The sequence below is a fragment of the Nocardia sp. NPDC058058 genome, assembly GCF_042885355.1.
GTDB lineage: Bacteria > Actinomycetota > Actinomycetes > Mycobacteriales > Mycobacteriaceae > Nocardia.
The window spans coordinates 1852449-1865701 of sequence record NZ_JBHVSA010000002.1 but is presented as its reverse complement, the minus strand read 5'-3'; the positions used below and the strand labels follow the sequence as shown (position 1 = coordinate 1865701).

The following is a 13253-nucleotide window of genomic DNA, read 5'->3' as shown; positions in this document are numbered from 1 at the left end:
CGTCCACAATAAGCTCATCCGAGTGCTACAAGTCGATCGTCCGGTTTCGGTCAGTGGGAGGTGAACATGGTTCGCACCGAGCAGTTGCGGCTCGACGAGCTGTCCCCTCGCGCGGCCGCGGCGGCCGTGCGCGAACGGCTCTCCACCACCGAGATGCGGCTGTTCGCGCAGTCCTCACCGGCCAAATTGATCGCCGTCGGACTGGTGCTGCTGGGTATGTGCCTGGCGGCGGGTGTGGTCACCGCGGGCGCGGTGAACAATCGGCAGCACGCGCTCGATGTGCTTTTGGATCAGAGTGAGCCGGACGCGTATTCGGCACAGCGGCTGTACACCGCGCTGTCGGTGGCGGACGCCTCGGCTGGCACCGCGTTCATCTCCGGCGGACTCGAACCCAAAGCCGTGCGCGACCGCTACAACCAGGCGGTCGGCGAGGCCGCGGCCGAATTGGTGACGCAGTCCAATCGCAGTGGCGGCGACGCGGATACGCATCTGCGCACCGGTATCTCCACCGGGCTGCCGGTGTACTGCGGCATCGTGGAGACCGCGCGCGCCAACAATCGCAGCGGACTCCCGGTCGGCGCGGCCTACCTCAGCGAGGCCTCGAACCTCATGCAGGGCACCGTGCTGCCGATGGCGCAGGAATTGCAGGAGCATCGCGCCGCCGCCATCACCAGCACCCAGCGCAATCACGTGCGGCCGCCGTGGCCCGCCATCGTGACGCCACTGCTGGCGGTCGCGGTACTGGTCGCCGCGCAGCTGTTCCTGTTCCGGCGCTGGCATCGGGTGCTCAATGCCGGACTACTGCTGGCCACCGGGACCATGGTGGTGCTGCTGGGCTGGACGGTCGTCGCCGGATTCATCTCCGCCGTCGACACCACCGACTCCCGCGACTCCGGCAGCATTCCGACCGCGGCGCTCACCGAGAGCCGCATCCTGGCCCAGCAGGCCCGCACCGCGGAAACCCTGAAACTGGTGCGGCGCGATACCAGCGCCGAATACGACAAAACCTATGACCAGGCCGTCGCCAAATTGCAGACCATCCTGGCCGGTTACGCCACCGACGCACCCGGTGCGGACGAGGTGAAGACCGCGAGCTCGGCGCTGGATCGCTGGCGCGCCGCACATCAGCGCATGAACGACGCGCTCTCCAAGGGCGATTTCATCGGCGCGGGCGCGGTCGCCACCGGACCGGGCGCGAATGAGGCCACCGCCCAGGTCGACGCGCTCGACAGGGCGCTCGGCAACGGCATCGGCGATACCCGGAACGAATTGCGCGCCAACACCTCCCACGCAGCCCGCACCCTCGACCTGCTCGCCCCTGGCGCACTGGTGCTGAGCACCGCCGCCGCGGTCTTGGTCGCGGCGGGACTGTGGCCGCGACTACGGGAGTACCGATGACGCGACACTCCACGCTACGAACCATCGGCATGATCGCGGCCGCGCTCGCGGTGGTCAGCGGTTGCGCGGACGGGGCCGCACCCGCGCCGTCCAACCATGTGCCCAGCTATATGGAACCGCCGCTGCCCTCGGGAGCCATTGCGGCACAGACGCAAACGCCGCTGCCGCCGGCGGTGGACAACTGCGGTGATCCGACCGCGAGCCTGCGACCGGCGACCACGGGCGGCCCGGGCGTGGATGCCATTCGGGCGCGCGGGCGACTGCTGGTCGGACTGGACCCGGGCAGCAACCTGTTCAGCTTCCGCGATCCGACCAGCGGGGCGCTCACCGGCTTCGACGTCGATATCGCGCATGAACTCGCACGGGATCTGCTGGGGAATCCGGATGCCATCGAATACCGCATTCTCGGATCGGCCGATCGCGAGCGCGCGCTGCAGGAGCACACCGTCGACGTCGTGGTGAAGACCATGACCATCAATTGCGAACGGCGGCAACGGGTCACCTTCTCCACCTCATATCTGCAAGCGCATCAGCGGGTGCTGACCGTGCGCGATTCCGGCATCACCGGGCTCGCCGACTTGGCGGGCAAACGGCTGTGCGTGGTGCGCGGCACCACCTCGCTGGATCTGGTGCGCAGTCAGCAGCCCGCCGTCTCCATCCTCACCGTGCCGAGTTGGGCGGACTGCCTGGTGGTGTTGCAGCAGCGGCAGGTCGACGCCATCAGCACCGATGACACGCTGCTGGCGGGACTCGCGATCCAGGATCCGGCCATCGAGGTGGTCGGGCCGAATCTCAGCACCGAGCAGTACGGCATCGGAATGTCCCAGGGCTCGGACGATCTGGTGCGCTTCGTGAACGGCACCCTGGAACGCATTCGCGCCGACGGCACCTGGAACCGCCTCTACCGCCGCTGGCTGGCCACCCAACTCGGTGACGCCGCCATCCCGCCCGCGCCGAGGTACCGCGACTGATGCACACCCCACAGGAGCCCGACCCGACCCAGGCCACCGAGCGCGTGGCCGACCCCACCCAGGCCACCACCCGCCACGATGACGCCGAATCCGCTGCCACCCAGCAGCATTCGGCGTCCGGCGCGGCGGTGAGCACCGGGCGCACGCCCACCCGGCCGTCCCAGCGGACCGCGCGCATGGCGCGAACGCGGCCCGTGGTGCGGCGGCTGGGAGCCGGACTGGTGCCCATTCCGACGGTGGAACAGGTGGATCCGGAGAAGGCGGTGCTCGCCGACCCGATGGTCGCGGAGGGCCGCAGATTCTGCTGGCGCTGCGGCAAACCGGTGGGACGCGCCACCGCGACGCATGCGGCCGCCACCGCGGGCACCTGCGAAACCTGCGCTGCGCCTTACGATTTCCGCCCGTCGCTGCGACCCGGGGATCGGGTGGCCGGACAGTACGAGATCCAGGGCTGTATCGCGCACGGCGGCCTCGGCTGGATCTACCTGGCCATCGACCGCAATGTGAGCGACCGCTGGGTGGTGCTCAAGGGCCTGCTGCACGCCGGTGACGCCGAGGCGCAGGCGGTGGCCGTGGCCGAACGGCAATTCCTGGCCGAGGTGGTGCATCCGAGCATCGTCAAAATCCATAACTTCGTGGAACATCCGAGCCCGGACGGCTCCCCCGTCGGCTACATCGTGATGGAGTACGTCGGCGGGCATTCGCTGCGCGATCTGCTCGAACAGCACACCCGGCCCGAGCGCATGCCGGTCACCGAGGCCATCGCGTACCTGCTGGAAATCCTTCCGGCACTGGACTATCTGCATTCGGTGGGCCTGGCCTACAACGATCTCAAGCCGGACAACATCATGGTCACCACCGACCGGGTGGAACTCATCGACCTGGGCGCCACCGCACCCTTCGAAGCGTACGGAAACCTGTACGGCACCAGGGGATTCCAGGCGCCGGAGATTCCGCAGACCGGTCCCACCGTGGCCTCGGACATCTACACCGTCGGCCGCACCCTGGCGGTGCTGACCCTGGACCTGCCCATGGAGAAGGGCGCGTACGTCGAAGGCATTCCGGCGGCGAAGGATCAGCCGGTGCTGGCCCGGCATCAGTTCTTCCACCGGCTGCTGCTGCGCGCCACCGATCCGGATCCGGACCGCCGCTTCGCCTCGGCGCGGCTGCTCAGCGGTCAGCTCACCGGGGTGCTGCGGGAGATCCTCGCGGTCGAGACCGGTAATGAACATCCGCAGCTGTCAACGCTTTTCAGCCCGCCGCGCACCAGCTTCGGCACCGCGGAATTCGTGGCGCAGACCGACGGCCTGATCGACGGAATCGAACGCGGCACCCTGCTGCGCCCCAGCGATGTGGTGGCCGCGCTGCCGGTGCCGCTGGTGGATCCGGCCGATCCGTCCGCGGCGCTGCTGGCCGGGGCCGCCCATCCCGAAGCCCGGCACGCGCTGGACGAACTGCGGCACGCCCGCCAGCGCGCGGCGGCCGAACCCGGCGGCGCGCCCGAGACTTTCGAGCTCGAGGTGACCCTCGCGGAGGCGCGCGCCCACCTCGATCTGGCCGAACCCGCCGCGGCCCGCATGCTGCTGCGCCGCCTCGCCGACACCGGGGAACCGCCCTCGCGGGATTGGCGCGCGGACTGGTACCTGGGCATGATCGAACTGCTGGAACAGGATTACGAACGCGCCTTCGCCCGCTTCGACGCCGTACTCCAGGCCATCCCGGGAGAGATCGCGCCCAAGCTCGCGCTCGCCGCCACCGCGGAACTCATTCTGCAACATTGGGATTCACCCGAACCCGAGGAATGGCGCGCCTACGCCGAGAACTACTACGCCACCGTCTGGCGCACCGATCGCGGTGTGGTCAGCGCGGCCTTCGGCCTGGCCCGCCAACTCGCCGCCGCCGGTGACACCGCGGCCGCCGTGCACGCGCTGGACGAGGTGCCGCCCGCCTCCCGGCACTACTCCGAATCCCGGATGACGGCGGTGCTGATGCTGCTGGCCAGCGCGCCGGTCGCGCGACTCGACGAATCCACCCTGCACGTGGCCGCCGCGCGCGTGCAGGCGCTGCCGCCGGGCGAGAGCCGCACCGCGCAATTGCGCATCCTGGTGCTGGGCACGGCGCTGGGCTGGTTGCAGGCCGGAAACGCCCCGAAAACGGGCGATGCCAAGATCTTCGGCGCACCGTTCACCGAACGGGAGCTGCGCCGGGGCATCGAGACCGGGCTGCGCGGCCTGGCCCGCTTCGCGCCCGGCCGCACGCACCGCTACGCGCTGGTGGATCTGGCCAACGCGGTGCGCGCCAAGTCCTGGTTCTGAGCGAACCGGATTCCGAGCGCCGGGCGTGGCGCTGCGAGACCGGAGGGCCCCGTGCCGCACTGCGGACCTTCGGAGGCAGCCGAGAGGACGCGGGTACCGGCGAGGGAGGGTCGGTACCCAGCGCAGTTGTGCGTTGGGCGGCACGGGTTCCGGTGGATCCGCGCTCGGGGGGAACCGGATCCGAACATCACTCTGGCAGACCGATCGTGATGTTTTGGTGAAGTGCCCGAACAGCGCTCCGACGCGCTGGTCAGCCCACCAACCGGGCGGCCGCACGCGCGATGGCGAGCTCCTCGTTGGTCGGCACCACCAGCACCGCGACCTCCGCGCCCGCGGGTGAGATGTACCGGGCGGAGCGGTCTTTGGCGGTATTGCGGGCCGGATCCACCTGAATACCGAAGCGCTCCAGCTCGGCCAGCGCGGCCGCGCGGACGGTGGCGGCGTTCTCACCGACACCGGCGGTGAAGGTGATGGCGTCGACGCGACCCAATTCCACCAGGTACGCGCCGATATAGCGGCGCAGGCGGTGAATGTAGACATCGAAGGCCAATTGCGCGGCGGCGTCCCCGGTGTCGATGAGGCGGCCGAGTTCGCGGAAATCGTTCACCCCGGACAGGCCCTTGATGCCGGACTGCCGATTGAGCAGGGCATCCACATCGTCCACATTCATATCCGCGGTGCGAATCAGATGGAAGATGATCCCCGGATCCAGATCCCCGGACCGGGTTCCCATGACCAGGCCCTCCAGCGGGGTCAGGCCCATGGTGGTGTCGACCGCCTTGCCGCCGCGAATGGCGGAGGCCGAAGCGCCGTTACCCAGGTGCAGCACAATCTGATTCAGCTCGGCCGGGTCCTTACCGAGGAATTCGGCGACCTGCCCGGAGACGTATTCGTGCGAGGTGCCGTGGAAACCGTACCGCCGCACGCCGTGCGCGGCGGCGACCTTCGCGTCGATGGCGTAGGTTTTGGCCGCGGCGGGCAGCCCGTGGAAGAAGGCGGTGTCGAACACCGCCACCTGCGGTACATCCGACAGCAGTTCGCGGGCGCTCTCGATGCCCACCACATTGGCCGGATTGTGCAGCGGCGCAAGCGAGGACAGGTGCGCGATGGCCTCGACCACCTCATCGGTGATCAGGGTCGGCTCGTAGAACACCTCACCGCCGTGCACCACCCGGTGCCCGACCGCGCGCAAGCCCTCATCGGCCAGGTCGTGGCCGCTCTCGGCGAAGATATCGAAGACCAGGCGCAATCCGGCGGCATGGTCGGGCACTTCCCCGTCGTGCTCGAAAGTCTTTCCGTCACTCTGGTGTTCGATGCTCGGCGAGCCCTCCGCGACCGGTTCACCGATCCGCTGCACCATCCCGGCCGCGACCACATCGGCCGATTCCGGGTCCAGCAGCTGGTATTTGATCGACGACGACCCGGAATTGATGACCAGGACCTTCACTTCGCCTCCTGCTGCGCCTGAATGGCGGTGATGGCAACGGTATTGACGATGTCGGCGACCAGCGCACCACGCGACAGATCGTTGACCGGCTTGCGCAGACCCTGGAGCACGGGGCCGATGGCCACCGCACCGGCGCTGCGCTGCACCGCTTTATAGGTGTTGTTGCCGGTATTGAGGTCCGGGAAGATGAAGACCGTCGCCTGCCCGGCCACCGCCGAATCCGGCAGTTTGGTGCGCGCCACCGTGGGCTCGATGGCGGCGTCGTACTGGATCGGGCCCTCCACCAGCAGCTGCGGGGCCCGCTCGTGCACGAGTTTGGTTGCGGTGCGCACCTTTTCGACATCCGCGCCGGAACCGGATTCACCGGTCGAGTAGGACAGCATCGCCACCCGCGGATCGATACCGAACTGGGCGGCGGTGCGCGCCGACGAAATCGCGATGTCCGCCAGCTGATCCGAGGTCGGGTCCGGCACCACGGCGCAGTCACCGTACGCCAGCACGCGATCCGCCAGGCACATCAGGAACACGCTGGACACGGTGGAGACGCCCGGTTCGGTCTTGATGATCTCGAAGGACGGGCGAATGGTGTGCGCGGTGGTGTGCGCCGCACCCGACACCATGCCGTCGGCGACACCCATGTGCACCATCATGGTGCCGAAATACGAGATGTCCGCGAGGTATTCGCGGGCGCGGTCCACCGTCATGCCCTTGTGCGCGCGCAGTCGCGCGTACTCCTCGGCGAATTCGTCACGCAGCGGACAGGTGCGCGGATCGAGCACCTCGGCGGCCTCGATATCCACCCCGAGTTCGGCGGCACGACCGCGCACCGCCGCCTCGTCACCGAGAATGGTGAGATCGGCGATCTTGCGCTGCAATACCCGGCCCGCCGCGCGCAGAATGCGATCGTCATCGCCCTCGGGCAGCACGATGCGCTTGCGATCATTGCGGGCGCGTTCGATGAGCTGATACTCGAACATCTGCGGCGTCACGATATTCGGGATGGGAATCTCGATCTGCTGCAACAGCTCTCGCGCGTTCACCCGCTCCTCCATGAGCGCGAGCGCGGTATCCACCTTGCGAATGCTGGACAGCGACACCCGGCCGCGGGTGCGCGCGGCGGCCTTGGCGGTGGCGAAGGTGCCCAGATCCGTTTGCAGGATGGGCAGTTTCGGCTTCAGGCCCGCCATCAACCGCGCGATGGACGGCGCGGGCAGCATGTCACCGTTCATGATGATGCCCGCCAGCGACGGAAAGCCCTCCGCCTCATGGGCGTTCACCAGCGCCAGCAGCACGTCCGAACGATCGCCGGGCGTGATCACCGCGACGCCGTCGGTGAGCCGCTCCAGAATGTGCTCGGTGGTCATGCCGCCGATGATCACGTCGAGCGCCTCGCGGTGCAGCAATTCCGGGTCGCCGCTGTAGATTTCGCCGCCGATGGCCTGGCACAGCTCCTCCATGGTGGGGGCCTGCAACAGCGGCACCTCCGGCAGCGTCCAGGACGGCACCGCGGCGGCCTTGGCCAGCGCGGCGGTATCGGCCTCCAGCTGATCGGGATCGCAGCGGTTGGCGATCACCGCCACCAGCTTGGCGTGCTCGGCCACCAGTTCGGTGCGGCACAGCTCCACCAGTTGCCCCAGTTCGGCGGGCGTGCGCTCGGAGCCGCGCACCACGAGCAGCACGGGCGCACCGAGATTCACCGCGATGCGGGCATTGAAGCGCAGTTCGCTCGGGCTGGCGACATCGGTGTAATCGCTGCCCAGGATCAGAATGGCATCGCACTGCTTGGCCATGGCGTGATACCGCATGACGATCTCGCTGATCGCGGCGTCCGGATCGGCGTGCACCTGTTCGTAGGTGACGCCGATGGACTGGTCGTAATCGTCATCGGCGGTGGAATGTTCGAGCAGCAGCTCGAGAATGTAGTCGCGTTCGGTCGCGGATCTGGTGATCGGCCGGAACACTCCGACTCGCGGTGTCGTCGCGGCCAACGCCTGCAGGACGCCGAGCGCCACCGTCGACTTGCCGGTGTCACCCTCGGGCGACGCGATGTACACACTGGAAACCGGTGAGGCCATAAATCAAGAGCGTACCGACCGGAATATAAAGATTTCCCGGGTGCGGCACCGACGTGCCGAACATCATGCGCCGCCGGTGACGCACCGCACCCGGAAGCGAACTACAGCGCGCGCAGGCGCGGGGCCAGATCGCGCTTGAACAGATCGAGGAAGCGCAGCTGATCGTGGCCCGGGGCGTGGAAGACCAGGTGGTTCAGGCCCGCGTCCAGGTACGGCTTGATCTGCTCCACGGCCTCATCCGGATCGCTCGCCACGATCCAGCGCTTGGCGATCTGCTCGATCGGCAGGGCGTCGGCGGCGGCCTCCATCTCGATCGGATCGGTGATGGAGTGCTTCTGCTCGGCGGTCAGCGACAGCGGGGCCCAGAAACGCGTGTTCTCAAGGGCCAGTTCGGGATCGGTGTCGTAGGAGATCTTGATCTCGATCATGCGGTCGATATCGTCGACCGTCCGGCCGACCTTGGCCGCACCCTCGGCGACAGCGGGCATGAGCTTCTCGGTGTACAGGTCCATACCCTTGCCCGAGGTACAGATGAAACCGTCACCCGCGCGACCCGCGTACCGGGCCACCAGCGGACCGCCCGCCGCGATGTACACCGGGATGCCACCCTTGGGCACGTCGTAGATGGACGCGCCGACCGTGCTGTAGTACTCGCCTTCGAAGTCGACGCGATCGCCGGTCCACAGCGCGCGCATCAGATCCACCGATTCGCGCAGGCGCGCGAAACGCTCCTTGAACTCCGGCCATTCGCCCTTGTATCCGGTGGCGATCTCATTGAGCGCCTCGCCCGAGCCGACACCCAGCATGACGCGATTCGGGTACAGGCAGCCCATGGTCGCGAACGCCTGCGCGATCACCGCGGGGTTGTAGCGGAAGGTCGGGGTCAGCACCGAGGTGCCGAGCAGAATCCGCTCGGTGCGCTCACCGGTCGCGGCCATCCAGGCCAGCGAGAACGGGGCGTGCCCGCCATTGTGCCGCCACGGCTGGAAGTGATCGCTCACCGTCGCGCTGTCCAGGCCGTGCTGTTCGGCCGCGACCGCGATCTCCACCAGTTCTCGCGGACCGAACTGCTCCGCCGACGCCTTGTATCCGAGTTTGAGGTCTGTCACCGCGCCACTCCTTCGCCTTGTGCGCTTGGTCATGCGGGCCAACCTCCCGCGCCGCCGTTCGGATTCCCGGTTTACGGCTCCCTTCGCACCCTAGTCAGCCATGTGGCGGGGGTCGCACCCACCCGACACAACGGGGATAGCGGACAATTGGCCCGTGACCTCTTCCGAAGAACCGATCCTGTCCTACCTCACCGACATGGACGGGGTTCTCGTACACGAGAACCACATGGTGCCCGGAGCCGACCAGTTCCTGGCCGAATTGCGCGATAACAACATCCCGTTCCTCGTGCTGACCAACAACTCCATCTACACCGCGCGCGATCTGCAGGCCCGGCTCCGGCACACCGGACTGGACATCCCGGTCGAATCGATCTGGACCTCCGCGCTCGCGACCGCCACCTTCCTCAAGGAGCAGCGGCCCAACGGAACCGCCTATGTCGTAGGCGAATCCGGGCTCACCACCGCGCTGCACGAAATCGGATACGTGCTCACCGACAGCGATCCGGACTACGTCGTGCTCGGCGAGACCCGCACCTATTCGTTCGAGGCGATCACCACCGCGATCCGATTGATCTCGGCGGGTGCGCGATTCATCGCCACCAATCCGGACCCCACCGGACCCTCGCGTGAGGGCATTCTCCCGGCCACCGGTTCGGTCGCGGCGCTCATCACCCGCGCCACCGGCAAGGAGCCGTACTACGTGGGCAAGCCCAACCCGCTCATGATGCGGTCGGCGCTGCGCCGAATCGGCGCGCACTCGCAGTCCACCGTCATGATCGGCGACCGGATGGACACCGATGTCATCTCCGGTCTGGAAGCCGGTATGCGCACCATCCTGGTGACCACCGGCATCTCCACCCAGGCCACCGTCGAACAGTATCCGTACCGGCCCACCGCCGTACTGCACTCGGTCGCGGAACTCGTCGGCAAGACCAAGGCCCCGTTCGACGCCTGAAAGACGCTGCGATTACTCGGATTCGATGGCTTCGAGCGCGGCCGACAGGTCGGTGAGCGAATCCACGATCCGGGTGAAGCGCTCGATACCCAGCTCGGCCACCAGCCGCGCGGACATCTCGGCGTGCTGCGGATTGATGCGCCGCACCGCCGCATGACCCGCCGCGGTACCGGCCACCAGCTTGGCACGCTTATGCTGCGGATTCGGGCGGTACTCGGCAAAACCCTTCTCCACCAGCAGATCCGCGATGCGCTGCACGCTCTGCCTGGTGATGCCCATCTCGCGGGCGATGCCCGCCACCGGCAGCGGCTCGTGCAGCACCGCGCCCAGCACCTGCCACCAGGCCGCGGTGAGCCCGGCCGGACCGGCCAATTCCTCTGCGATGGCCAGGAATTGGCCGTTCAGCTTGAAAGACGTGATCGCCGCCGTACTGAAGAGATCCTGTTCGGTGCGGGTCATGCCGTCGCCACCGCGCGGCTCTCCTCGTATTCGGCCAGCGCGAAGAAGCCCGCCGGATCGTTCTTGCCATAGAGCAGATACCAGGCCTCGAGGATGTGCGGTTCGAAGATATCCAGCCGGCCCAGAATGGCGCGGGCGAAATCGACCGGCAGGGTGCCGCTGGCGGTGATGAGATCACCGTCGGTCACGGCGGGCTCGTAGACGAAGTCCGCGCCACCCGAATATCCGCTCATGGCAAGGTATTCCGCCGCATTGCTGGTGTGCCTGCGGCCGTCCAGCAGACCCGCGCTCGCCAGGCCGAAGGTCGCGCCGCAGATGGCGGCGACCGGGACACCGGCGGCGAGGAAATCGCGCGCCTTATCGGCGAAGGCATTCAGCGCACCGGCTTCCCAGGTGGCCGAGCCGGGCAGGATCAGCATGGCGCTGTCGGACGGGGAGAGTTCGTCGAGGGTCAGATCCGGCGTGACCCGCACACCCCCCATGGAGACGACGGAATCCTTTGTGGCGCCGACGGTTCGGACCTGCCACTCCCCCGGCTCGCGATGCCACAGCGGGCGGTTGATGTGCGCGGTGGCGAAGCCGGGCTCCCAATCGGAGAAGGTGTCGTACACGGCCAGGTGAACTGTTTTCGTCATGACAGCATCCTGTCATGTTTGACAGCAAGCTGTCAATAGCCGCAATCCTTCGGACTCCGACCGAAACGACAAAGGGCCGGAACCGTCGATGACGGTTCCGGCCCTCGGGGCTTCCTATCAGGCCAGTGCCCGGCCCAGATCGTTCAGCAGATCCTCGACATCCTCGAGACCGATCGAAATCCGCAGCACACCATCGGAAAGACCGATGGCCGCACGGCCTTCCGGACCCATGGCGCGATGCGTCGTGGTCGCCGGATGCGTGATCAGCGTCTTGGAATCACCGAGGTTGTTCGAGATATCGATGATGCGCAGGCCGTTGAGGACCTCGAAGGCGCGCTTCTTGGCCGCTTCGGCCTGCGCCTTCAATTCGAAGGTCACCACGGTGCCACCGCCGGACATCTGACTCCGGGCCAGCTCGTACTGCGGATGCGACTTCAGGAACGGGTACTTCACCCAGGCCACGGCCGGATGCAGTTCCAGGAACTCGGCAATGCGCAGCGCCGACTCGGTGGACTGGCGCACGCGCAGCGGCATGGTCTCCAGACCCTTGAGCAGCGTCCAGGCATTGAACGGGCTCAGCGCCGGACCGGTATGGCGCATAAGGGTTTTCACCGGGCCGTCGATGTACTCCTTCGACCCGAGGATCGCGCCGCCGAGCACCCGGCCCTGACCGTCGATGTGCTTGGTGCCGGAGTAGACCAGCACATCCGCGCCGAGATCGAAACCGCGCTGCAGCAGCGGGGTGGCGAAGACGTTGTCCAGCACCACCTTCGCGCCCGCCTTATGCGCGAGATCGCAGACCGCGCGCACATCGACCAGCGATTGCATTGGATTGGAAGGGGTTTCGAAGAACACGGCCTGGGTCGGCACCGACAGCGCCTCTTCCCACTGCGCCAGATCCTCACCGTCGACGAACACGGTCTCCACGCCCCAGCGCGGCAGAATCTCATTGGCCACCACGAAACACGAGCCGAACAGGCTGCGCGCGGCCACCAGGCGATCACCCGCGGCGAGCAGCGCACCCAGCGCCGTGAACACCGCGGACATACCGCTCGCGGTGGCGAAGCACGCCTCCGCGCCGTCGAGCAGGCGCAGGCGCTCCTCGAACATGGCGACCGTCGGATTGCCGTAGCGCGAGTACACGAAGTGCTCGATCTCGCCGGTGAACGCGGCCTCGGCGGCCTCGGCGCTCTCGTAGACGAAACCCGAGTTCAGGAACAGCGCCTCGGAGGTCTCGTCATAGCCGGAACGGCGCGTACCACCGCGCACGCCCAGCGTGGCCGGGCCGACGCCCTCGGGCAGCGGCCGCTCGAATGAACCACCGGTGATCATGACTGCCTCCACGGAAGCCCATCGGCGCGCCAGCCTTCGCTGCCGCGGTGACCCTGCGCGTCCAGCGCGCCTTCGAAACCCTCGAGGACATTGAAAGAAGGGGAGATGCCGATCGCCGTGGCGGCGGTGGCCGCGCCGATGGAGCGCTGACCGGAGCGACAGATGAAGATCACCGGCGCTTCCGAATCCGCGGCGCGCTCGGCCAGGGCCTGCTGAAGTTGGTCCGTGAAGCGCGAATTGGGGGTGCCGCTGGTGTCCACCCACTCGATCAGCGCGGTCGGCCGCCCGATGCCATTGGTGTCGGGGACCCCGACGAAGCGCCATTCGGCTTCGGTGCGCACATCGACCAGCACCGCATCCGGATTGTCCCGCAACAATTCCCACGCCTGCTTCGGCGAGATATCGCCCGCGTAGCTCACTTGTCGACCTCCTGTGAATCCGCACTTGCCGCACCGTTGCCCGATGCGCGGCCAGGTCGTCACCCGGAGCACCCCGCCGCGGAGGAGGGTTGCCGACCAGCCAGCCGGGGCTTGGCGCTGGTACTCATGACCTGGGAT

11 protein-coding genes and 1 riboswitch are annotated in these 13253 nt (G+C 67.6%); of the genes, 4 read left to right on the top strand and 7 right to left on the bottom strand.

What is annotated here, in order from left to right:
- Positions 1-66 precede the first annotated feature (66 nt).
- From ACFVUS_RS23190 to ACFVUS_RS23180, 3 genes are read left to right on the top strand one after another with little or no spacing between them, the layout of a single operon-like run.
- Positions 67-1398 (top strand): hypothetical protein, encoded by a 1332-nt coding sequence (locus ACFVUS_RS23190; protein WP_387769685.1) that lies wholly within the window; start codon positions 67-69, stop codon positions 1396-1398.
- Positions 1395-2369 (top strand): glutamate ABC transporter substrate-binding protein, encoded by a 975-nt coding sequence (locus ACFVUS_RS23185; protein ID WP_387769682.1) that lies wholly within the window; start codon positions 1395-1397, stop codon positions 2367-2369. Before ACFVUS_RS23190 ends, ACFVUS_RS23185 begins: the two co-directional genes overlap by 4 nt.
- Positions 2369-4684 (top strand): tetratricopeptide repeat protein, encoded by a 2316-nt coding sequence (locus ACFVUS_RS23180; RefSeq protein ID WP_387769679.1) that lies wholly within the window; start codon positions 2369-2371, stop codon positions 4682-4684. Before ACFVUS_RS23185 ends, ACFVUS_RS23180 begins: the two co-directional genes overlap by 1 nt.
- A gap of 250 nt (positions 4685-4934) precedes the next feature.
- On the opposite strand, the gene ACFVUS_RS23175 is transcribed toward ACFVUS_RS23180, so the two are convergent.
- From ACFVUS_RS23175 to fgd, 3 genes are all read right to left on the bottom strand, one after another.
- Positions 4935-6131, bottom strand: a complete 1197-nt coding sequence (locus tag ACFVUS_RS23175; RefSeq protein ID WP_387769676.1) for an acetate kinase — start codon at positions 6129-6131, stop codon at positions 4935-4937.
- Positions 6128-8206 carry a phosphate acetyltransferase gene (pta, locus tag ACFVUS_RS23170; RefSeq protein WP_387769673.1) on the bottom strand — a complete coding sequence of 693 codons (2079 nt, stop codon included), beginning with the start codon at positions 8204-8206 and terminating at the stop codon, positions 6128-6130. Before pta ends, ACFVUS_RS23175 begins: the two co-directional genes overlap by 4 nt.
- A 101-nt stretch (positions 8207-8307) precedes the next feature.
- Entirely contained in the window at positions 8308-9348 is a 1041-nt protein-coding gene (fgd, locus tag ACFVUS_RS23165) for a glucose-6-phosphate dehydrogenase (coenzyme-F420) (RefSeq protein WP_387769670.1), read from the bottom strand.
- A 163-nt stretch (positions 9349-9511) separates the two neighbouring features.
- On the opposite strand from fgd, the gene ACFVUS_RS23160 reads away from it, so the two are divergent.
- The gene (locus tag ACFVUS_RS23160) at positions 9512-10270 is read left to right on the top strand and encodes an HAD-IIA family hydrolase (RefSeq protein WP_387770159.1); all 759 of its coding nucleotides are present in this window, start codon (positions 9512-9514) and stop codon (positions 10268-10270) included.
- A gap of 12 nt (positions 10271-10282) precedes the next feature.
- On the opposite strand, the gene ACFVUS_RS23155 is transcribed toward ACFVUS_RS23160, so the two are convergent.
- From ACFVUS_RS23155 to ACFVUS_RS23140, 4 genes are all read right to left on the bottom strand, one after another.
- Positions 10283-10729: a MarR family winged helix-turn-helix transcriptional regulator gene (locus ACFVUS_RS23155; protein ID WP_387769667.1), complete on the bottom strand. Its 447-nt coding sequence runs from the start codon at positions 10727-10729 to the stop codon at positions 10283-10285.
- The gene (locus ACFVUS_RS23150; RefSeq protein ID WP_387769664.1) at positions 10726-11364 is read right to left on the bottom strand and encodes a type 1 glutamine amidotransferase family protein; all 639 of its coding nucleotides are present in this window, start codon (positions 11362-11364) and stop codon (positions 10726-10728) included. The genes ACFVUS_RS23155 and ACFVUS_RS23150 overlap by 4 nt, the downstream gene beginning before the upstream one ends.
- Before the next feature lie 117 nt (positions 11365-11481).
- Positions 11482-12696: an O-succinylhomoserine sulfhydrylase gene (locus tag ACFVUS_RS23145; RefSeq protein WP_387769661.1), complete on the bottom strand. Its 1215-nt coding sequence runs from the start codon at positions 12694-12696 to the stop codon at positions 11482-11484.
- Positions 12693-13115, bottom strand: a complete 423-nt coding sequence (locus ACFVUS_RS23140) for a rhodanese-like domain-containing protein (RefSeq protein WP_387769658.1) — start codon at positions 13113-13115, stop codon at positions 12693-12695. The genes ACFVUS_RS23145 and ACFVUS_RS23140 overlap by 4 nt, the downstream gene beginning before the upstream one ends.
- 16 nt (positions 13116-13131) lie before the next feature.
- Positions 13132-13247: riboswitch (SAM riboswitch) on the bottom strand.
- Between the last annotated feature and the right edge of the window lie 6 nt (positions 13248-13253).